This is a genomic window from Phaeobacter sp. JH204B, from assembly GCF_048055755.1.
Lineage (GTDB): Bacteria > Pseudomonadota > Alphaproteobacteria > Rhodobacterales > Rhodobacteraceae > Phaeobacter > Phaeobacter bryozoorum.
This window is the reverse complement of record NZ_JAYMXF010000007.1, coordinates 26,228-45,705: the sequence shown is the minus strand read 5'-3', so window position 1 is coordinate 45,705 and position 19,478 is coordinate 26,228. Positions and strand designations below refer to the sequence as shown.

Sequence of the window (19,478 nt, the reverse complement as noted above, 5' to 3'; positions counted from 1 at the left end):
GATTGCCCCGGTCCGCGTTCTGCGTGCCGGGGCAATCTTTGGTCAGAACTGCATTTCAGCTGAGGGCCGGATCGAACCACAGTCGATGCCTCGGCGATTGATCAGGGGGGCGTTGCGATATTTCAGTGTTGCCGGATGGTCGGCATCCAGAACGCCCAGCCCCACCAGAATACTTGCAATTGCGCATTCGCTGGCGCGGGTGGCACCGTCGGTGATCTTCAGCGCCACACCCAGTTTCTGTTCGGGCAGGATGGCGATGAAGACGGCTTCAGCGCCGGTTTTGATCGCGACCTTGCCACCCATCGCACGCATAAGGTTGGTGCAGGCGCGGGTTTCGCCAGCGACCAGTTCGGGATGCGCTGTCATCGCGGCCACCAGCTGCTGCGCGGCATCGGCATCGCGGTCCGAACGGTCAGAGGCGGAGGCAAACCAGGCCATCGCCCGTGCCAGACCCTTCACGGAGGTTGCGAAATTCGGCGCTGAACACCCGTCAATGCCATAGCCAGGGCTGGATTCGTCGGTCACCTGCTCAAAGGCGCTGCGGCAGGCCTGTTGTACCGGATGGTCGATCTCTACATATTCGGGTCCGGCCCCCAGGTGCTGGGACAGCGTCAGAAAGCCTGCATGCTTGCCGGAGCAGTTATTGTGAACCTGACACGGGCTTGTATCGGTTTTGATCAGCGCGTTTCGCGCCGGAATATCGTCTGGCAGCTGCGGGCCGCAGCGGAAATCATGATCGGTCATGGACAGCTGATCCAGCCAGGCGTTGACGCGGCTGGTGTGAATCTCGGCACCATTGTGCGAAGCACAGGCGAGGGCGAGCTGCTCAGAGGTCAGCCCGTATTTTGCCGCTGCGCCCGATGTGATCAGAGGCAGCGCCTGGATCATCTTGGCGGAACTGCGCGGGTAAATAATCGCGTCGGGATCGCCCCAGCTGCGCACGATCTCTCCCTTGGCGTTACAGACAACGGCATGGCCCAGATGCAGGCTTTCCAAGAGCGGACCGCGCCACACTTCAGTCATCGGTACGGGTTTGGTCATCACAAAACGCCTTTCCTGTTGGCAATTTCCCGCCAAAACGGGCTTTCACACGTGGCGATAGTTACGATAGTGTGTATGAGTACACAAGCGAGGGGATCGGGACCAGACGGCGAAGGTAACGCCGCATGTACCCTGGCTTATTTGAGGTAACGACAGTCTTTGGAGTTGGGACAAATGGCATCAAAACTCGTCCGCTGCGTCGCGGGCCTGTGTCTGGCCGCAATGGCCACCAGCGCATCCGCACAGCAGGCAGAATCTGACAATCGCGTCGCGAGCAATGTCGACTGGAGCGTGTTTCAAGGCGAAAGTCCCAAGGAATGCTGGGGTGTCTCCGCTCCGAAAGAGACCGTAAACACCCGTGACGGCCGCGTGAAAGCCGTGCGTCGTGGCAAGATCCAACTGTTCGTTTTCTATCGGCCAGAAACCGGCGACAAGGGGCAGGTGACTTTCACCGGCGGCTATCCCTTTGCGCCGGGCTCAACCGTGAATCTCGCAGTGGGCGATACCGAATTTGAGCTGTTCACAGAGGGTGAGTGGGCCTGGCCTGCAACGGCTGCGGATGACGCCAAGATCATCACCGCGATGAAACGTGGCGCGCAGGCTGTCCTGACAGCCCGGTCAGCACGTGGGACACAGACCAAGGACACGTTCTCGCTCCTGGGCTTTACCGCCGCGGTCGAGGACGCCGAAAAACGCTGTAACTGATTGCGCTCGGCGGTCGCCCCCAGAGCGTCGCGCACGTGCGAGGAGACCCGGCCTGCATCCGGGTTTTGAGCTGTCGAACGGGTCGGAGGTGTTTTGCCCGGCCCGATAACATCTGTCATGACACCCTAGGAGTTCCACATCATGCGGCGCCACATCGTCACACTCGCCTTGGCATTGCCGTTGCCGGTTCTGGCGGATCCTGCAATGGAATGCAGCGGTGCTGTTTCTCAGGTTGACCTGCGCAGCTGCCTTGAGGCGGATGAAACCCGCGCCAATATGGCTCTTTCACAGGCGTTTGATTATGCCCGCAATACGATGGCCGAACTTGATGATACCACCGGACGACCTACCGCAATCCCTGCACTGGAGGCGGGGCAGGCATCCTGGGAGACGTTCCGTGACGATCATTGCGCGTTTGTCGGGGAGACCTTTGCCGGCGGTTCGGGAACCGGTATCGCGGTTCTATCCTGTCGTATTGGCCTGACACGGGATCGGGTCGACGTGCTGATGGATTACGCCCGGTAAGAGAGTGCCGAAGCAAAATCGGGAGGATTCCTTTTGATCTTTGGCAAGAATCCTATATAGAGCCGCATCCACCCAAACAGACCGAGTCTTTTTGCCATGACCGCCAATGCGCCGATCACCCAGGACGTCCTGACCCTGCCTCGCAAGATGCCTGAGGGCGGCAAGATCAATCTAGTAGGTCTGACCCGCGACCAGTTGCGGGAAACACTGATCGCACATGGTACGCCGGAAAAGCAGGCCAAAATGCGGGTCGGGCAGATCTGGCAGTGGATCTATCAATGGGGCAAGCGCGACTTTGCGGAGATGACGAATCTCGCAAAGGCTTATCGCGCGCAGCTGGACGAGCATTTTGAAATCGCGATTCCCGAGGTGGTGAGCAAACAGGTCTCTACCGATGGCACACGCAAGTATCTGGTGCGTATCGCTGGCGGCCATGAGGTCGAGGTGGTCTACATCCCTGAGGAAGGGCGCGGTACACTGTGTATTTCCTCGCAGGTGGGCTGCACCCTGACCTGTTCGTTCTGCCATACCGGCACGCAGAAACTGGTCCGTAACCTGACGGCGGCCGAGATCGTTGGCCAAATCATGATGGCGCGTGACGATCTGGACGAATGGCCGGTTCCCGGCGCGCCCAAGGATGAGACGCGCTTGCTGTCGAATATCGTGCTGATGGGGATGGGAGAGCCGCTCTACAACTTTGACAACGTGCGCGACGCGATGAAGATCGCGATGGACCCCGAGGGGATCAGCCTGTCGCGGCGTCGCATTACCCTGTCAACTTCCGGTGTGGTGCCGGAAATCGCGCGCACGGCCGAGGAAATCGGCTGCCTGCTGGCTGTGTCCTTTCATGCGACCACCGATGAGGTGCGCGACAAACTGGTACCGATCAACAAACGCTGGAATATCGAAGCACTTCTGGACGCGCTCCGCGCCTATCCGCGCCTGACCAATTCGGAGCGGATCACTTTTGAATATGTGATGTTGAACGGCGTGAATGACAGCGACGAAGACGCCCATCGTCTGGTTGAGCTGATTGATGGGATCCCGGCGAAGGTCAATCTGATCCCATTCAATGAATGGCCAGGTTCGCCCTATACGCGTTCGTCAAACAACCGGATTCACGCCTTTGCCAACATTATTTATCAGGCTGGCTATGCCTCTCCGATCCGTACACCACGGGGCGAGGACATTCTGGCGGCCTGTGGTCAGTTGAAATCGGCTACCGAGCGTGCGCGCAAGAGCCGTAAACAGATTGAGGCCGAGGCGGGGCTAAACCCCTGACCTCGACCTCCAGGCAGGTCCCCGGCTGCCTCAACTGAATATGAAATCCGCTCCCGTGAGGGTGTCGGTGTAGTTGGTCAATTCCACTTCGAACCAATTGGAATAGGAGATGGTGGTGCTGCCGTTATCTTCGACGATGTCGAGCTGGTCGAGACTGCCGATCCAGAGGCCAGACACGTCAATCACATCTGCGCCACGGCCAAAGTCGGTGATCCGGTTGACGTCATAGGCATCTGCCTGATCGAAGACAAAAGTATCCGCACCGGAGCCGCCGGTCAGCGTATCGCTGCCATCGCCGCCGACCAGCGTGTCACGGCCGACCCCGCCCAGCAGTTGATCGTCGCCGGATCCGCCATGGAGCAGGTCGTGCCCACGCTTGCCGTGGAGGATGTCGCTATCGCTACCGCCGGAATAGGCATCATCAGTGGTGCCGCCTATCAAGAGATCTGCACCACTGCCGCCGAACAGCCGGTCTTCGCCCAAGCCCCCGATTATAGTATCGCTACCACCGGCACCGCGCAGGGTATCATCTGCCTCGCGCCCCTGAACATGGTCATTACCACCTCTGGCGTTGATCGTGGTGTTCTGGTCGGTGCCGATCACCGTTTCCGCCGCATTTGTGCTTCGGATGATAATGGGATCACTGCCACCGCCGAGGATCTGCCAACCTGCGAAGCTGTCGCTGCTTCCATAAACGTGCTGCATCGCCTGAATGTCGAACGTACCCAGCTCCGTTACATATGTAGGGCTGTGATTGTATGTCATTACCGTGTTTTCAGGCGTGTCGGCGTGGTGGTCCAGCGTCAGCCCGCCATCATGCGAATGCTGCAAGCCAAGGGCATGGCCAACCTCATGCAAAAGCGTAACATAACCATAGGTACCCTTGGTCATGATGGCTGTGTCGATGGTCAGGTCACCGCGACCGGTGAAGCCATCCCCGGACATCGCAATATTGGCCCAGCCGCCCGCCGTGCTACCGGTCGAGCCAAAGGCATTGATCATGCCTCGGCCTTCGACTTCGATGAAACGCACCCCCGAAATATCTTCGTATTGAGACAGGCTTTCGCGAAACAGATCGCGTTGATCGTCATCAAAGGCCCAATATTCGGTCGCGCCATAGGGGTCGCTCTCAGCCGGATCCGCGAGGCTACCTGTTTCGGTAAAGCTGTAGGTGATGATGGCCTGCGTTCCCAGATCCGCCGGGGCATTCCAACGGAAGTGGTCGCCGTCGAGGTAGTATAGAAGGGCTGAATAATCCGAAACTCGGGGCATGCGACAACTCCACTTGGGTTGTCGTCAATCTGGTCAATGAATGTGGCGCTGATGGGTCGATTCTTGGGGAATTTTTGGGGCGCTCGACGCCGCTACAGATAGAAAGGGCACGAACTGGGCCGGTCGGTACCCCAAGTTTCAGTTCTGTGATGCGCTTGATATTTCTGTTTATTCAGAGGCTTAACCTGATCGCCCAGGCTCCCTCTCGGATGTCGCTCCTCGGGGCTGCGAAAAATGGCGTTTCGGCGCCAAAGCCTCACATTGTGAACAATAGCATTAAATTTGACCGATTCTGATGATTGAGAACTGTCGCGACCGGGGAACAGGAGCGGTCACCGATTGAATCGTCACCAGTTGGTCTGATCTTGCGTTGTCGGCGCGTATTTACTGCTGCGCGCATCAAGAATCGCGGTGCTGCCCAGAAATTTCCACAATCCGGGTACATTTCCGCCATTCCAACAGAACAGTTTCCAAATTGTAGACAGTCGATGGAAGGGAAAGAGATCATGGCAAGTCATACAGCGGCCGCTGCGCCGATTGAGCCCACCGTATTGGATCTGGTTCGCGAGGAACGTGGCAAGGCGTTGAGCCCGCGTGAATGGAAGTTTCGCCTGCGTGGCTATGGTTATGCGATCAAGGATATCGAAGGCGCGCAAGTTCTGACACGTCTGCCCCACGGCAAGCCACTGGGTGTTCTGCCGCCTGAATTCGCCTGAGCCATCCCTTTCAAGGGACGGTTCCCTTCGGCAGGCCCCGCCACGCGCGCTTGGCGGCGCGACGGGGATTCCTGGGTGATCAGCCGTTACGACCGGGCAAGCTGTCACGGGGCGGTGCCGGCTCCCAGTTGTCGATGATGTGAATCGCCTCCTCGGCGGTTTCCACGAACCGGAACAGGTCAAGATCTTCCTCCGAGATGGTTCCGGCATCCGCCAGAGCGTCCCAGTTGATGATTTTTTCCCAGAACTCACGGCCAAACAGCAGGAACGGTACGCGTTCCATGCGGCCGGTCTGGATCAGCGTCAGGCTTTCGAACATCTCGTCCAGCGTGCCAAAGCCGCCGGGAAACACGGTAATGGCCCGGGCGCGCATCAGGAAATGCATCTTCCGGATCGCAAAATAGTGGAAGTTAAAGCAGAGTTCCGGCGTGACAAATTCATTTGGTGCCTGCTCATGGGGCAGCACGATATTCAGCCCGACAGAGGCGCCGCCGGCATCAACTGCGCCGCGATTGCCTGCTTCCATCACCCCAGGTCCGCCGCCGGTCACGATGACATCTTTCCTGCCGCCTGTGGTCATTGATTTCTCGGTCATGAGTTTAGCGAACTTGCGAGCTTCATCATAGAAATGGGACAGGTCCCGAAGCGTCTGCGTGCGCGCTTGCGCCTTGTCTTTTGGCGCCGGGATACGTGCACCACCGAACATGACGATGGTGCTTTCGATACCATGCTCATCCAGCATCAACTGCGGTTTCAGCAGCTCAAGCTGCAACCGAACCGGGCGCAGCTCCTCGCGACAGAGAAAATCTTCGTCTGCAAAGGCCAGCCGGTATGCCGGAGATTCGGTCTGCGGTGTCGATGGCATATGCTCGGCGCGATCCCTGTCAGAATGTGCATCCCGGAATCGGCTATGGCGATCGTCATTCATTGCAAACCTGCTATGTTATTTCAAAAAATACGGAGTTCTATTTCTACCGCTTTGGCGGGCGTGACGCTAGCCCGGATCCATCGCCTTGATATGAAGGTGATCCGGGGTGAAGCCCATCGAAGATGCAAGGAGGGCTTGCACAAGCTGGCACAGGGCTTACGGTCAGCGCGCCGACGGGAAAAGAGGACTGCTCATGCATTGGACACAAGATATTGGCGCCGCTGAAACGCGGATCCGCCCTTATATTCAGCGCACACCGATATTGGAAACCGTCGGCTTCGGCTTCGACCATCCGATCATGATGAAGCTGGAGCATATGCAGCACACCGGCAGCTTCAAGGCGCGTGGTGCCTTCAACACGCTTTTGGGCGGATCGGTGCCGGAGGCTGGGCTGGTGGCTGCATCCGGCGGCAATCATGGCGCGGCGGTCGCCTACGCTGCCAAGAGGCTCGGCTTTCGCGCGCGTGTATATGTTCCGGAAATGGCTGGCCCGGCAAAGATCGCATTGATCAGAGCCTGCGGCGCGGATCTCGAGGTTGTTCCGGGCGCCTATGCCAATGCCCTTGAGAAAGCGCAGGCCTACGAGCAGCGGACTGGTGCAATGCAGGTCCATGCCTATGACGCACCGGCAACGGTTATCGGGCAGGGTACCTGCTTTGCGGAATGGGACGCACAGGGGCTCGTGGCTGACACGCTATTGATTGCGGTGGGCGGAGGCGGGCTGATAGCGGGCGCCATGGCCTGGTATGGCGGATCGAAGAAGATCGTGGCGGTTGAGCCGGAAACCAGTTCGGCCTTAAATAGCGCGCTTGCCGCAGGCAAGCCCGTCGATGTTGAGGTTTCAGGCGTGGCTGCAAATGCTCTCGGCGCGCGGCGGATCGGCAATATCTGCTACGAGCTGGCTGAGGCTCAATCACATGCGGTGACCTCGGTGACGGTGCCCGACGATGCAATCACCGCGGCCCAGACGGCGCTGTGGCAGGAACGCCGCCTGCTGGTGGAGCCGGCAGGGGCAACCGCATTGGCTGCTCTGACCAGCGGCATCTACCAGCCGGCAGCAGGTGAGCGGGTTGCGGTGCTGCTCTGCGGTGGCAATATCGCCAATGATCCAGTTGGAGGCACCTCATGATCCTGCATAGCGCTGGGCCGGGATCTGTGATCGAGCCCCGACGTCGGAGCGACGCTGCATGAGCGCTACGATCTCCGACCGAATTTACCACGCGCTGAGCGAACGGATCGTGACCGGCGCTCTGCCTGCCGGCGAAAAGCTGCGTCAGGACCATATTGCACGCGAGTTCAACGCCAGCCACGTTCCGGTGCGCGAGGCCCTGTTGAGACTGGAGGCGCACGGACTTGCCCAGTCGATTCCACGGCGTGGCATGCGGGTGACAGCATTGGACCCTTCGGAAATACGCGAAGTCATCGAAATGCGCGTCTCGCTCGAGCTGCTGGCCTTGCAAAACGCCTTTGCCCATCTGGGACCCTCGGAGCTGGAAGCGGCAGACACCGCAAGACTCGCCTGCGATGCCGCAACAGACATGGCCGATTGGGAGCAAAAGAACCGCGCCTTTCACCGGGTCATCTTGTCGCCCTGTGCAATGCCGCGTTTGTTGGCGACAATTGACGACCTGCATATTGCCTCGGCTCGTCATCTTTTTGCCAATTGGAAACACCGCTGGAGCCAACGTGTCGACACCGATCATGCGCTGATCGTGCAGGCCATGCGACGTCGGGATGTAACCACCGCCTGCGATATTCTACGCCGCCATCTGCGGCGGGTCCGCTAGAACCACGCCGCTGCCGCCACGATTGGCCGCTGCGGGTGGGGATATTGACGCAATCCGCACATGACCCCGGAGTAAAATGAGGTTATGTAGCGGCGAAACCAACCACACGCCGGAGAAACCCCAGATGTCCAACGCCCAGCTGGAAACCGCAATCGAGGCCGCTTGGGAGGCCCGTGACACCATCACATCCGCCACCACAGGTGAGCAGCGCGAGGCTATCGAAGACACGTTGAACGCCCTGGATTCGGGTAAACTGCGCGTGGCCGAGCGCCAGGACAACGGGGATTGGCATGTCAATCAATGGGCCAAGAAAGCCGTTCTTCTGGGCTTCCGCATCAAGGATATGGAAGAGCAATCCGGCGGCCCCCAGGGTTCTGGGTGGTGGGACAAGGTCGACAGCAAGTTCAAAGGGTGGCGCGCATCCGAATGGAAAGAGGCTGGATTCCGGGCCGTTCCCAACTGCGTTGTTCGCAAATCGGCCTATATCGCCCCCGGCGTGGTCCTGATGCCATCCTTCGTGAACCTTGGTGCCTATGTCGACGAAGGCACGATGGTCGACACCTGGGCAACCGTTGGCTCCTGCGCTCAGATCGGCAAGAATGTTCATCTTTCCGGTGGTGTCGGTATTGGCGGTGTCTTGGAGCCGATGCAGGCAGGCCCGACCATCATTGAAGACAATTGCTTTATTGGCGCGCGCTCCGAAGTGGTTGAAGGCTGCATCGTGCGTGAAGGATCTGTCCTTGGAATGGGTGTGTTCATCGGCCAATCTACCAAGATCGTGGACCGCGAGACCGGTGAAGTCATGTATGGCGAAGTGCCGCCTTATTCGGTGGTGGTCGCCGGCTCCATGCCCTCAAAAAATGGCGTCAACCTCTACTGTGCGGTGATCGTGAAACGGGTAGACGAAAGAACCCGATCCAAGACCGGGATCAACGAGCTGCTGCGCGACTGATCCCATCCCTTCAGTTCGAGCTCATGGAACGCGCCCCACAGGGCGCGTTTTTATTTGTGCTAATCGCCGGGGCCTTGCCCCGGTCCCCAGAGTATTCTTGGAAAGATGACAGGCAGGCCGAGCGGCAGAGCCCCTTTGGCGTTAGAGGATACCGGGCAGGTTCAGCCCGTGTTCGCGCGCGCAGTCCTTGGCAATGTCATAGCCTGCATCCGCATGGCGCATGACGCCGGTGGCCGGGTCGTTCCACAGCACGCGGCCGATGCGGCGGTCGGCGTCCTCGGTGCCGTCGCAGCAGATCACCACGCCGGAATGCTGCGAGAAGCCCATGCCAACGCCGCCGCCGTGGTGTAGCGACACCCAGGTCGCGCCGGAGGCCGTGTTCAGCAGCGCGTTCAAGAGCGGCCAGTCGGACACCGCGTCGGAGCCGTCCATCATCGCCTCGGTCTCGCGGTTCGGGGACGCCACGGAACCCGAGTCCAGATGGTCCCGGCCAATGACGACCGGCGCTGACAGCTCGCCATTGCGGACCATCTCGTTGAAGGCGAGGCCCGCCTTGTGGCGATCACCCAGGCCGATCCAGCAGATCCGCGCAGGCAGCCCCTGAAAGGCGATGCGCTCCTGCGCCATGTCCAGCCAGCGGTGCAGGCCCTCGTTCTCCGGGAACAGCTCCTTCATCTTGGCGTCGGTCTTCCTGATATCCTCCGGATCGCCCGACAGCGCGCACCAGCGGAACGGGCCGATGCCGCGGCAGAACAGCGGGCGGATATAGGCGGGCACGAAGCCGGGGAAGTCAAAGGCGTTTTCCAGCCCTTCCTCCAGCGCCATCTGGCGGATGTTGTTGCCGTAATCGACGGTGGGAACGCCCATCGCATGGAAATCGCACATCGCCTTGACCTGCACGCGCATACTGGCGCGGGCGGCCTTTTCTACCGCTTTCTTGTCCGTTTCGCGGCGCTCTTTCCACTCGCCCATGGTCCAGCCCAGCGGCAGGTAGCCGTTGACCGGGTCGTGGGCAGAGGTCTGGTCGGTGACGATATCAGGACGGATGCCGCCTGCTTCGGCGCGCTTCACCAGCTCCGGGAAGATCTCTGCCGCGTTGCCCAGAAGGCCCACGGATTTCGCCTCGCCCGCAGCGGTCCAGCGCTCGATCATCTCCAACGCTTCGTCCAGGGTTTCGGCCTTCTCGTCGAGGTATTTGGTGCGCAGGCGGAAATCGATCGAGTCCGGGTTGCACTCCACCGCCAGGCAGCAGGCACCGGCAAACACGGCTGCCAGCGGCTGCGCGCCGCCCATGCCGCCCAGGCCGCCGGTCAGGATCCATTTGCCCTTGAGGTCGCCGCCGTAATGCTGGCGGCCGGCTTCGGCAAAGGTCTCGTAGGTGCCCTGCACGATGCCTTGGGTGCCGATATAGATCCAGGAGCCGGCCGTCATCTGGCCGTACATCATCAGGCCCTTCTTATCGAGCTCGTTGAAGTGGTCCCAGTTGGCCCAATGCGGCACAAGGTTGGAGTTGGCGATCAGCACGCGGGGCGCGTCCTTGTGGGTCTGGAAGACGCCCACGGGCTTGCCCGACTGAACCATAAGGGTCTGATCTTCCTCAAGGTTTTTCAGGGTCTCGACGATCAGGTCGAAATCCTTCCAGGTGCGCGCGGCGCGGCCGATGCCGCCGTACACCACCAGCTCATGCGGGTTTTCGGCCACGTCGGGGTGCAGGTTGTTCATCATCATCCTGAGCGGCGCCTCGGTCATCCAGGACTTGGCGTTAAGCTCCGTGCCGGTCGGCGGGAAGATGTCGCGGGTGTTCTTGCGGGGATCGCTCATGCGGGCCTCCAGGTCTGAAGATCGGTGAAAATTTTGGTAAGATGGGCGCGCAGGGCTTCCGCGCGCTCCGGCAGATAGGTCCAGGGCGGGCTTTCCTGGCAGTAGGTGGCCTGCGCCAGTTCCATCTGGATGGCGTGATAGCCCTCCGCGGGCCGCCCGTAATGGCGGGTGGTCCAGCCGCCCTTGAAACGCCCGTTGAGGGTGGAGGTATAACCCTCCGCCGCCACGCAACGGGCCACGGTCAGCGCCTCGATTTCAGGGTCGCAGGTCTGCCCCATGTTGGTGCCCACGTTGAAATCCGGCAGGCGGCCCTCGAACAGGAACGGGATGTCGCCGCGGATCGAGTGGCAGTCATAAAGGATCGCAAAACCGTGGCTCGCCTTCACCCGCTCCAGCTCCGCCATCAGCGCCGCGTGATAGGGGGCGTGGTAGGCATCGCGGCGGCGCGCGATTTCCGCCTCACCCGGCTCCTTGCCCTCTTGCCAGATCGGCAGCCCGTCGAAGTCGGTCAGCGGCACCAAAGTGGTGGTGTTTTGCCCTGGATAGAGACTGATACCACCCGGATCGCGGTTCACGTCGATCACATAGCGGTGGATTGGCGTACGGACGGTTGTGATGTCCTCCGCCAGCCCGGAATAGAGGTCATGGATATGCCAGTCTGTGTCCGCTAGCGCCTTGCCCGTCTCGTTCAGACACTCCCAGATTTCCGCTGGCACATCGGTGCCGGTGTGGGGCAAGCCTAGTACCAGCGGCGAGCTGCCTTGGGTCACTTCGATCATGCCGCCACCTTCACGCCAGCGGCCTCAGCAACCCGGCCTGCGCGGACCATGGCGCTGGCGGATTCAATATCCGGCGCCAGATAGCGGTCCTCTGCCAGCGCGGGGATATCGGCCCGCAGCGTTGCCAGCACGTCCTGCAGCCGCGCGGAGGTCTGCAGCGGCGCACGCGCCTCCACCCCTTGCGCAGCACAGAGCATTTCGACGCCCAGGATCACCGACAGATTGGCGTTCATCCGTCCCAGACGCAGCGCGCCATGGGCCGCCATCGACACGTGGTCCTCCTGGTTGGCCGATGTGGGCGTCGAGTCGGTCACGCAGGGATTGGCCAGATGCTTGTTCTCGCTCATCAGCGCGGCGGTGGTCACCTCGGCGATCATGAAACCGGAGTTCAGGCCCGGGTCAGGCGTCAGGAACGGCGGCAAATCGTGGCTCAGCGTCGGGTCGACCATCAGCGCCACCCGGCGCTGCGCGATGGCGCCGATTTCGGCCACCGCCAGCGCGATCTGATCGGCGGCAAAGCCCACGTATTCCGCATGGAAGTTGCCGCCCGAAACGATCCCGCCTTCGTTCACCAGCACCAGCGGATTATCGGTTACGGCGTTGGCCTCGATCTCCAACGTCCGGGCAGCCATCCGCAGCACGTCCAGCGCCGCGCCCACCACCTGCGGCTGGCAGCGGATGCAGTAAGGATCCTGCACCCGGGTGTCATCCTCGCGGTGGCTTTCGCGGATTTCCGAGCCATCCATGATCCCGCGCATTTCACGCGCCACGTCGATCTGCCCGGCATGGCCGCGCAAGGAATGGATGTCGGCGACCAGCGGCGCGGTGGAGCCCATGATAGCGTCGGTGGTGAGCGAGGCAATCGCCATCGACGCCTCCGCCATGCGCCAGGCGTCAAACAAACCGGCCAAGGCGCAGGCGGTCGAGAACTGGGTGCCGTTGATCAGCCCCAGGCCTTCCTTGGGACCCAGCACAATAGGCTCTAACCCGGCCTTTTTCAGGGCATCAAGGCTGGACATGCGGGTGCCTTCGAACGTGGCCTCCCCTGCCCCGATCATCGCCGCCGCCATATGCGCCAGCGGCGCCAGGTCGCCAGAGGCGCCGACCGAGCCCTGCGACGGGATCACCGGCACCACGCCGCGCGCCAGCATCTGTTCGATCTGTTCGATCACCAGCCAGCGCACGCCGGAGGCGCCGCGGCCCATCGACAGCAGTTTCAGCGTCATCATCAGCCGGGTCTTGTCCTCCGGCAGCGCCTCCCCTACCCCGCAGCAATGGCTTAGGATCAGGTTGCGCTGCAGGGTGGCGGTGTCTTCCGGTGCGATCTTGGTCGAGGCCAGCTTGCCGAAGCCGGTGTTGATTCCATAGACCGCTTCTTCTCCGGCAGCGGCATCGGCCACCATCTGCGCTGCGGCCTCCACCGGCGCACGGGCCGAGGCATCCAGCCTGGCCGGGATCAGGTTGCGGTAGATATCTTCCAGCGTGGACAGCGTCACCGTGCCGGGGATCATCTCGATCATTGTTTGCCCTCATAGATACGGGAGTAAAGCGGGTTGAAGCCGATGCGGTAGGCGAGTTCGCCGGGCGTTTCCACGTCCCAGACCGCCAGATCGGCGCGCATCCCAGCGGAAATCTCTCCGCGGTCCGCCAGCCCCAGCGCGCGGGCTGCGTTGCGTGTGACACCCGCCAGCGCCTCCTCCGGGGTCATCCGGAACAGGGTGCAGCCCATGTTCATCGTCAGCAGCAAGGAGGTCAGCGGCGAGGAGCCGGGGTTGCAGTCGGTCGCCAGCGCCATCGGCACGCCGTGGGTCCGGAAGTGCTCAACCGGCGGCATCTGGGTTTCGCGGATGGTGTAGAACGCACCCGGCAGGATCACCGCAACAGAACCCGAGGCGGCCATCGCCCGGGCGTCGTCTTCGGTGGCGTATTCCACGTGATCGACTGACAACGCACCGTACTTTGCCGCCAATGCGGTGCCTCCCTGATGGCTCAGCTGCTCGGCATGCAGTTTCACCGGCAGGCCAAGTTCCTTGGCAACCTTGAACACCCGTTCGATCTGCGCAGGCGCAAAGGCGATGTTTTCGCAGAAGCCGTCGACCGCATCCACCAGCCCCTCCGCAAAGGCGGCGCGCAGGGCGGGGATGCAGACCTCGCCGAGGTAGTCATCGTCGCGGCCTTTGTACTCAGCAGGCGTCGCATGGGCGCCCAGGAAGGTGGTTTTCACCGTCACCGGGCGCAGCTCGCCCAGACGGCGGGCGGCGCGCAGCATGTTCAGTTCGGTGTCCAGATCCAGCCCGTAGCCGGATTTCACCTCCACCACCGTGGCACCTTCGGCGATCAGGGCATCCAGACGCGGGAGCGCGCCCTGTACCAGCTGCTCCAGCGACGCCTCGCGGGTGGCTGAAACGGTCGAAACGATGCCACCCCCAGCGCGTGCGACCTCTTCATAAGAGGCCCCATTTAGGCGCATTTCAAACTCCAGCGCCCGGTTGCCGCCAAAGACGATATGGGTGTGACAGTCGACCAGACCCGGTGTGATCAGGCGCCCGCCCATCGAGACACGGTCCCAGTTTTCATAGTCTTCTGGCAGCTGATCCTCTGGGCCGACCCACTGGATGCTGCCGTCTTTCACTGCGACGATACCGTCTCTGATCAGACCGTAGGGGGCGTCCCTATCGGCCATCGTGGCTAGCGTAGCGTCGCAGATCAGATAGGAACGGGGGCTGTTCATGGCATCCTCGCAAAAAGCTTGATGATATGAATGTATGTATATAACATTATTATGTCTATACATAAGAGGGGCAAATGCAGTCAATATTTGCACACCACGCGCGCCTGCCTCAGGGGTGGGTCACTGATCTGCGATTGACGGTTGCGGATGGTCGGATCGTCACGCTTGAACCCGGCGCGGTTGCACAGCCTCAAGATCATTGTGTCATGGCGCTGGTCCCGGCCCTCGCCAATCTGCATTCTCACAGTTTCCAGCGGGCCATGGCGGGCATGACCGAAACGCGCGTCTCGGGGAAAGAGAGTTTCTGGTCATGGCGCAAGCTGATGTATCAATTTGTCGATCACCTGACACCCGAACACTATGAGGCGATTGCTGGACTGGTCTTCATGGAAATGCTGGAGGCGGGTTATGCCTCGGTTGGGGAGTTCCACTATGTGCACCACCAATCCGGGGGACGGCCCTATGCCGCGCTGGGCGAGTTGAGCAATCGCGTCTTTGCGGCGGCGGACCTGACCGGGATCGGACTGACCCATCTGCCGGTTTTATACAGCTATGGCGGGGCAGGGCAGGTGCCTCTTTCCGGGGGTCAGCAGCGGTTTGGCAATGATGTGGCGCGCTATGCGGACCTTCTGTCCGATTGTCGTTCGATGGTGACGAAGAGCCTGCCGTCAGATGCGCGTGTCGGCATTGCGCCGCATTCGCTGCGGGCAACCGCACCACAGGATCTGAAAGAGGTCCTGTCGCTGCGGTCGGGCGCGCCGGTGCATATACATATTGCAGAGCAACCGCAGGAAGTGACCGATATCAGCACTTGGCTGGGAGCGAGACCGGTAGAGTGGTTGCTGGAGAATTGCGGTGTCGGCGCAGATTGGTGCCTTATCCATGCGACCCATATGACAGCGCAGGAAACCCGCGATCTGGCGCAGAGCGGTGCCGTGGCCGGCCTCTGCCCGATTACCGAAGCCAACCTGGGCGACGGTCCCTTCAACGGTGCGGCGTTTCTGAGCCACGGAGGGAACTTCGGTGTCGGATCAGATTCCAACGTGCGGATTTCCCTGTCGGAAGAGCTGCGCATGCTTGAGTATTCGCAGCGGCTGCGGGATCTGGCGCGCAATGTGATGGTACCGCAAGAGGGGTCCGTCGGAACGACCCTATATCTGGGTGCGGCCGAGGGTGGTGCGCAGGCGCTTGGCCGCGAGGCCGGTCGTCTGGAAGTCGGTGCTCTGGCGGATCTGATGGCTTTTGATACGACGCATGTCTCACTATGTGCGCTGCGCCCGGACCAGCTCCTTGATGGTCTTTGCTTCGCTTCCGATGATTCCGTGGTCAGCGATGTCTGGTCTGCAGGGCGTCATGTCGTCAGCGGCGGGCGCCATGCAAAGCGTGATCAGATCATCGCGGCTTATGCCTCAGCGGTTGCTGCGCTCCTTGACGCGCTTTAACAGAAGACACTGCTGCGCGCTGGCTGCCGGAGCAGTGGTCGAGCAGACTGGGGGACAGGTATGGTAGAACGGACAAAAATGGGTTTTCAGGATGTCCGTGACAACGTGCTGAAACGCATTCAAGACCGGGTCTGGGCGCAGGGCGACCTGTTGCCGACAGAGCAGGAACTGGCTGAGGAATTCGGATGTGCCCGCGCCACTGTGAACCGTGCGCTGCGTGAGCTGGCGGAGCGAGGTATCATCGACCGCAAGCGTAAAAGCGGAACGCGGGTGGCAATGTTACCCGTGAAACAAGCCAAGCTGGAGATCACGCTGACGCGGCAGCTGGTCGAGGACCGAAATGCCACCTACCGTTACGCATTGGTCCACCGGAGAGAGGGTCCGGCGCCGGGCTGGCTGGCATCGCAATTGCAACTGGCACCAGCGTCGCCCGTTTTGCACGTGCGCGCCATGCACTATGGCGACAACCAGCCGTTCCAATATGAAGATCGCTGGATCAATATCGCCGCGGTGCCAAAGGTGACAGAGGCCGATTTTAGTGCGGTCGGACCAAATGAATGGCTGCTCGCCGAGGTGCCGTTTTCCACCGCCGAGCTGAGCTTTGGTGCCATTGCTGCGGATGCTGAATTGGCCGAGTATCTTGCCTGTCCGGTTGGCGCGCCACTGTTCCAGATGGAGCGGTCGACCTGGTTTCAGGCCCAGCCGGTCACCTTTGTTCGGATGAGTTTCCGTCCCGGCTACCAGATGCGCAGCCGCTATTAGATCGCCCGACCAAGCGGCGATCCGTATTGACCAAACCCATGCCGCAGGGATATGGCGAGCGCATGGAAAAAAAGAAAATCTCCCGTCAGCAGGTCTACACGCTTGTGGTTCAGATCGGTCGCAAGGAAGGTGATGGTCTGCCCGAAGGGGCCACTGGTGCCGCCCTGATGATCTATGCCTCTGGCGTGGATGAGGCTGAAGCCGTGCGTGAAACCGTTGCAATTCTGAAGCAGGCCGATACCGCGCCGCTGGATGTCACCGGCTATGGCACATTGGCCGATCGCGAGGCCGAGGATCACGACATCTCGGATGAGGAACGTGAGCTGATGCAGCGTGCACTGGATGAGAATTCGGTGATCGTTGCGCAGATGACGCCCTTTTTTGACGACGGGCCTGCAACCCTGCACTAGCACGCAGGTCTCGCGTCTGCCGACCAGACTGCCGCCTAAACGGCGACAGGGTGTCGGGCTGTCAGGTCAGGGCGCCTTGCCGAACCACTTTCGATAGATATCGTCGTATTCGCCGTTTTCGCGTAGGGCCAGCAGCGCCCGGTTGATATCTTCCAGATGCTCGGAGCTATCGGGGAGCAGCAAGCCGTAGTCCTCGCGCAGGAATACCTGTCCGACGGCGCGGCCATGCAGACGACCTTCGCCTTCCATGTAGTGGTCCAGAACCGGGGCGTCGAAGACGACAACCCTGGTCTCGCCGCTTTCGAAATCCTTCAGCAAGGACGCCAGATCCGAATATCCGCGATAGCTGATGTCACGGCGTTCGAGAAACCGCGCCGCCGTAGAGCCGTCGAGTGTGCCGACGTCCTTGTCATAGAGGTCATTCACCGAATTGATCGACCCGCTGATCGCCTCGACCGTCATGACAGCTGTGATCTTGGCCACGAAAAGCGACACTACGAACAGGGATGAGACGACGAGGATAACGCCAAATATGCGCCCAATCGGGGTGCGTGGGACGCGTTCCTCAAAGCCGCCGTTGACCACGAGGTTCAGCGCCCACCAGAAGGAGGGGAACCAGGCCTCTTTCAGTGGGCGGTCGAAATAGGGCTGGGCACGTCGCTCCAGGCCCCACATCAGCATCCCGCCCCCCATCAGCAGGACCACAGCGACTGCAATTGCAATCATCAGGTCGGCGGAAAACAGCACGCGGATCAATGAGGGCGCACGGACATCGGCGGCCGCTACCATGATCCGCAGACCGCTTTCGAAGATCGGGTGGCTGAAGTCCATTTCGGTTTCGCGTGCCGAGGTGATCGAAATATTGGCCGCTGCCATATCCACCTGGCCGCTGCGCACCAGATCCAGCATTTCGCCGAATGTATCTGTCCGCACCAGCTGATAATCCCAGCCCAGCCGGTCGCTCAGGCTGCGCACCAGATCAATGGAAAACCCGGTGTCGCGATCACCCTCTGTCATCGAAAACGGAGGGCGCGTGACCGTGCTGACAGTCAGAGTCTCGGCGGCCGCTGCCAGCCCCCACAGCAGATAGATCAGGACAAATGGAGCAAGAAAACGGCGCAACGGAACGATAGAACCCCATGAGACATCATTCGTTTTGTCCTTAGAATGTCCCACAGGCTCAGGCAAGCGTCGTGGTCAGGCGATGCGTCGTTCTGCCAGAACTGCGGCATCAAAGCTGCGCAGCAACGGGGCCGGGTCCACTGCATGTTCGGGAATCGTATTGCGATCCAGATGCGCCAGTGCGCTGGCGTCATAGGCGGCGCGGTTGCGGCGCAAACGCCCCAGATAAAGGCTCTCGACCGCGGTGCCTGCCGCTATGAAACGCTCATGGCGTGGCAGGATGAGCTTCGCCAGATCGACCAGCGGGAAGGGAGCCTGAGGGTCATCGGTAGGATCGGTATCAGCTTGCGTTACCAGCGCAGTCCCCAGCATCATCGCCGCAGTCAGACGGACGTCTGGACGACCAAAAAGGTAGTCGACATCGGTTCCCGAGACCACCAGTGGCTGCTGCGGCGCCAGCAGCAGATCATCTGTCAGCCCGAAGAACGGTGCGCGCAGTCGCAGGGGCGTATCATGGCCAATCGCGGGGACGCGGCGATCTAGCCGATGTAGGACCGGAACAGCTTCTCCTTCGGGTGTCAGAACCAGATCTCCGCGTTGCAGCTGCCCCAAGGGTATATTGCCGTCCGGCGTGGCAACCTTGGTGTGTGGCTCCAGCCCGCCCAGTGGTGCCATCTGTACGATTTCGCTGCTGAGAGAGGCGGAAAGCAGGCCGCAGGCCTCGGCTGAGGCGGGCAGCGCTGCGAGAAGCGTTCTTGCATCGCCGATGCGCAGCGGTGGCGGCGCCTGCAGGTCGGCCGTTGCGATAGTGCTCCCCGAGGCGGTCATCAGCGCAAGTCGCCCCCAGCGTGCCAGACTATCCCAGGAATAGATCAGACGTGCCGCGTTGCTTTCGCTGCCCGAAGGGTTCGGGGCGAGGATGCGTTGGTCCAGATGGCAGCCGGGCTGGCTGAGCGTCAGGGTGACGCCGCGGCCCAGGTTGCGTCTGAGCCGCAACAGCAGCGGCCAACCTTGGCAATCATCCACCGAACGGTCCAGCAGCAGCAGGTCGCCGCTTGGCCTGGCCTCGTCCAGCGACAGATCCAGACACAGGCTGCCCCGTGTCATCAAAACGTCGTCGGGAGCGTTGAGGCAGGTCTCGCGTTCAGTCACCGCAACCGCGATGGACGCCCGTTCGATGCTGCGTGTTGCCAGCCAGCTCATC

Annotated in this window: 19 protein-coding genes; 10 read left to right on the top strand and 9 right to left on the bottom strand. The window is 61.1% G+C overall.

The window, feature by feature from the left end; genetic code table 11:
- Nucleotides 1-42: 42 nt before the first annotated feature.
- Nucleotides 43-1,041 (bottom strand): asparaginase, encoded by a 999-nt coding sequence (locus tag VXL81_RS02425; protein ID WP_416534301.1) that lies wholly within the window; start codon nt 1,039-1,041, stop codon nt 43-45.
- Between the two features lie 174 nt (nt 1,042-1,215).
- Here VXL81_RS02425 and VXL81_RS02420 point away from each other — a divergent pair, with 174 nt between their 5' ends.
- The 3 genes from VXL81_RS02420 to rlmN all read left to right on the top strand — a co-directional run bounded on the left by VXL81_RS02420 (nt 1,216) and on the right by rlmN (nt 3,552).
- Nucleotides 1,216-1,746, top strand: coding sequence for an invasion associated locus B family protein (locus VXL81_RS02420; RefSeq protein ID WP_340547204.1), 531 nt, complete (start codon nt 1,216-1,218; stop codon nt 1,744-1,746).
- Between the two features lie 141 nt (nt 1,747-1,887).
- Nucleotides 1,888-2,271, top strand: coding sequence for a lysozyme inhibitor LprI family protein (locus VXL81_RS02415; protein WP_416552805.1), 384 nt, complete (start codon nt 1,888-1,890; stop codon nt 2,269-2,271).
- 96 nt (nt 2,272-2,367) lie between these two features.
- A complete protein-coding gene (gene rlmN / locus VXL81_RS02410; RefSeq protein ID WP_416538111.1) occupies nt 2,368-3,552 on the top strand; it encodes a 23S rRNA (adenine(2503)-C(2))-methyltransferase RlmN in 1,185 nt (394 codons plus the stop codon).
- A 30-nt stretch (nt 3,553-3,582) separates the two neighbouring features.
- Here the strand turns inward: rlmN and VXL81_RS02405 are convergent, their stop codons facing one another.
- A complete protein-coding gene (locus VXL81_RS02405; protein WP_416538112.1) occupies nt 3,583-4,824 on the bottom strand; it encodes a metallopeptidase in 1,242 nt (413 codons plus the stop codon).
- Nucleotides 4,825-5,330: 506 nt separating this feature from the next.
- Between VXL81_RS02405 and VXL81_RS02400 the strand changes: the two genes are divergently transcribed.
- Complete coding sequence (locus VXL81_RS02400; protein WP_340547208.1) at nt 5,331-5,540, top strand: hypothetical protein; 210 nt, start codon at nt 5,331-5,333, stop codon at nt 5,538-5,540.
- 79 nt (nt 5,541-5,619) lie between these two features.
- Here the strand turns inward: VXL81_RS02400 and VXL81_RS02395 are convergent, their stop codons facing one another.
- Complete coding sequence (locus VXL81_RS02395; RefSeq protein WP_340547209.1) at nt 5,620-6,468, bottom strand: LOG family protein; 849 nt, start codon at nt 6,466-6,468, stop codon at nt 5,620-5,622.
- 193 nt (nt 6,469-6,661) lie between these two features.
- Here VXL81_RS02395 and VXL81_RS02390 point away from each other — a divergent pair, with 193 nt between their 5' ends.
- The 3 genes from VXL81_RS02390 to dapD all read left to right on the top strand — a co-directional run bounded on the left by VXL81_RS02390 (nt 6,662) and on the right by dapD (nt 9,207).
- On the top strand, nt 6,662-7,597 hold the full coding sequence (locus VXL81_RS02390) for a threonine/serine dehydratase (RefSeq protein WP_340547210.1): 936 nt from the start codon (nt 6,662-6,664) through the stop codon (nt 7,595-7,597).
- Nucleotides 7,598-7,655: 58 nt separating this feature from the next.
- The gene (locus VXL81_RS02385) at nt 7,656-8,255 is read left to right on the top strand and encodes a GntR family transcriptional regulator (RefSeq protein ID WP_340547211.1); all 600 of its coding nucleotides are present in this window, start codon (nt 7,656-7,658) and stop codon (nt 8,253-8,255) included.
- Nucleotides 8,256-8,379: 124 nt separating this feature from the next.
- Nucleotides 8,380-9,207, top strand: a complete 828-nt coding sequence (gene dapD, locus VXL81_RS02380; protein ID WP_340547212.1) for a 2,3,4,5-tetrahydropyridine-2,6-dicarboxylate N-succinyltransferase — start codon at nt 8,380-8,382, stop codon at nt 9,205-9,207.
- A 141-nt stretch (nt 9,208-9,348) separates the two neighbouring features.
- On the opposite strand, the gene hutU is transcribed toward dapD, so the two are convergent.
- Genes hutU through hutI form a run of 4 tightly spaced genes read right to left on the bottom strand, consistent with a single transcriptional unit; the run spans nt 9,349 to nt 14,538 of the window.
- Nucleotides 9,349-11,028 (bottom strand): urocanate hydratase, encoded by a 1,680-nt coding sequence (gene hutU, locus VXL81_RS02375; protein ID WP_416552803.1) that lies wholly within the window; start codon nt 11,026-11,028, stop codon nt 9,349-9,351.
- Nucleotides 11,025-11,807 carry an N-formylglutamate deformylase gene (gene hutG / locus VXL81_RS02370; RefSeq protein ID WP_416544579.1) on the bottom strand — a complete coding sequence of 261 codons (783 nt, stop codon included), beginning with the start codon at nt 11,805-11,807 and terminating at the stop codon, nt 11,025-11,027. Before hutG ends, hutU begins: the two co-directional genes overlap by 4 nt.
- Nucleotides 11,804-13,327, bottom strand: coding sequence for a histidine ammonia-lyase (gene hutH / locus VXL81_RS02365; RefSeq protein ID WP_416552801.1), 1,524 nt, complete (start codon nt 13,325-13,327; stop codon nt 11,804-11,806). Before hutH ends, hutG begins: the two co-directional genes overlap by 4 nt.
- On the bottom strand, nt 13,324-14,538 hold the full coding sequence (gene hutI / locus VXL81_RS02360; protein WP_416552799.1) for an imidazolonepropionase: 1,215 nt from the start codon (nt 14,536-14,538) through the stop codon (nt 13,324-13,326). The genes hutH and hutI overlap by 4 nt, the downstream gene beginning before the upstream one ends.
- 74 nt (nt 14,539-14,612) lie before the next feature.
- On the opposite strand from hutI, the gene VXL81_RS02355 reads away from it, so the two are divergent.
- From VXL81_RS02355 to VXL81_RS02345, 3 genes are all read left to right on the top strand, one after another.
- Nucleotides 14,613-15,980: a formimidoylglutamate deiminase gene (locus tag VXL81_RS02355; RefSeq protein WP_416552797.1), complete on the top strand. Its 1,368-nt coding sequence runs from the start codon at nt 14,613-14,615 to the stop codon at nt 15,978-15,980.
- Between the two features lie 60 nt (nt 15,981-16,040).
- The gene (locus tag VXL81_RS02350) at nt 16,041-16,742 is read left to right on the top strand and encodes a GntR family transcriptional regulator (RefSeq protein ID WP_416552795.1); all 702 of its coding nucleotides are present in this window, start codon (nt 16,041-16,043) and stop codon (nt 16,740-16,742) included.
- 62 nt (nt 16,743-16,804) lie between these two features.
- A complete protein-coding gene (locus tag VXL81_RS02345) occupies nt 16,805-17,152 on the top strand; it encodes a hypothetical protein (RefSeq protein ID WP_340547219.1) in 348 nt (115 codons plus the stop codon).
- A 66-nt stretch (nt 17,153-17,218) separates the two neighbouring features.
- On the opposite strand, the gene VXL81_RS02340 is transcribed toward VXL81_RS02345, so the two are convergent.
- The gene (locus tag VXL81_RS02340) at nt 17,219-18,274 is read right to left on the bottom strand and encodes a transporter substrate-binding domain-containing protein (RefSeq protein WP_416539839.1); all 1,056 of its coding nucleotides are present in this window, start codon (nt 18,272-18,274) and stop codon (nt 17,219-17,221) included.
- 75 nt (nt 18,275-18,349) lie between these two features.
- Nucleotides 18,350-19,477: a Hint domain-containing protein gene (locus VXL81_RS02335; RefSeq protein ID WP_416552793.1), complete on the bottom strand. Its 1,128-nt coding sequence runs from the start codon at nt 19,475-19,477 to the stop codon at nt 18,350-18,352.
- Nucleotide 19,478 lies beyond the last annotated feature (1 nt).

Coding starts and splice junctions, on each gene's coding strand:
- VXL81_RS02425 (WP_416534301.1), bottom strand. CDS start 1,041: ATGACCAAACCCGTACCGATGACTGAAGTGTGGCGCGGTCCGCTCTTG.
- VXL81_RS02420 (WP_340547204.1), top strand. CDS start 1,216: ATGGCATCAAAACTCGTCCGCTGCGTCGCGGGCCTGTGTCTGGCCGCA.
- VXL81_RS02415 (WP_416552805.1), top strand. CDS start 1,888: ATGCGGCGCCACATCGTCACACTCGCCTTGGCATTGCCGTTGCCGGTT.
- rlmN (WP_416538111.1), top strand. CDS start 2,368: ATGACCGCCAATGCGCCGATCACCCAGGACGTCCTGACCCTGCCTCGC.
- VXL81_RS02405 (WP_416538112.1), bottom strand. CDS start 4,824: ATGCCCCGAGTTTCGGATTATTCAGCCCTTCTATACTACCTCGACGGC.
- VXL81_RS02400 (WP_340547208.1), top strand. CDS start 5,331: ATGGCAAGTCATACAGCGGCCGCTGCGCCGATTGAGCCCACCGTATTG.
- VXL81_RS02395 (WP_340547209.1), bottom strand. CDS start 6,468: ATGAATGACGATCGCCATAGCCGATTCCGGGATGCACATTCTGACAGG.
- VXL81_RS02390 (WP_340547210.1), top strand. CDS start 6,662: ATGCATTGGACACAAGATATTGGCGCCGCTGAAACGCGGATCCGCCCT.
- VXL81_RS02385 (WP_340547211.1), top strand. CDS start 7,656: ATGAGCGCTACGATCTCCGACCGAATTTACCACGCGCTGAGCGAACGG.
- dapD (WP_340547212.1), top strand. CDS start 8,380: ATGTCCAACGCCCAGCTGGAAACCGCAATCGAGGCCGCTTGGGAGGCC.
- hutU (WP_416552803.1), bottom strand. CDS start 11,028: ATGAGCGATCCCCGCAAGAACACCCGCGACATCTTCCCGCCGACCGGC.
- hutG (WP_416544579.1), bottom strand. CDS start 11,807: ATGATCGAAGTGACCCAAGGCAGCTCGCCGCTGGTACTAGGCTTGCCC.
- hutH (WP_416552801.1), bottom strand. CDS start 13,327: ATGATCGAGATGATCCCCGGCACGGTGACGCTGTCCACGCTGGAAGAT.
- hutI (WP_416552799.1), bottom strand. CDS start 14,538: ATGAACAGCCCCCGTTCCTATCTGATCTGCGACGCTACGCTAGCCACG.
- VXL81_RS02355 (WP_416552797.1), top strand. CDS start 14,613: ATGCAGTCAATATTTGCACACCACGCGCGCCTGCCTCAGGGGTGGGTC.
- VXL81_RS02350 (WP_416552795.1), top strand. CDS start 16,041: ATGGTAGAACGGACAAAAATGGGTTTTCAGGATGTCCGTGACAACGTG.
- VXL81_RS02345 (WP_340547219.1), top strand. CDS start 16,805: ATGGAAAAAAAGAAAATCTCCCGTCAGCAGGTCTACACGCTTGTGGTT.
- VXL81_RS02335 (WP_416552793.1), bottom strand. CDS start 19,477: ATGAGCTGGCTGGCAACACGCAGCATCGAACGGGCGTCCATCGCGGTT.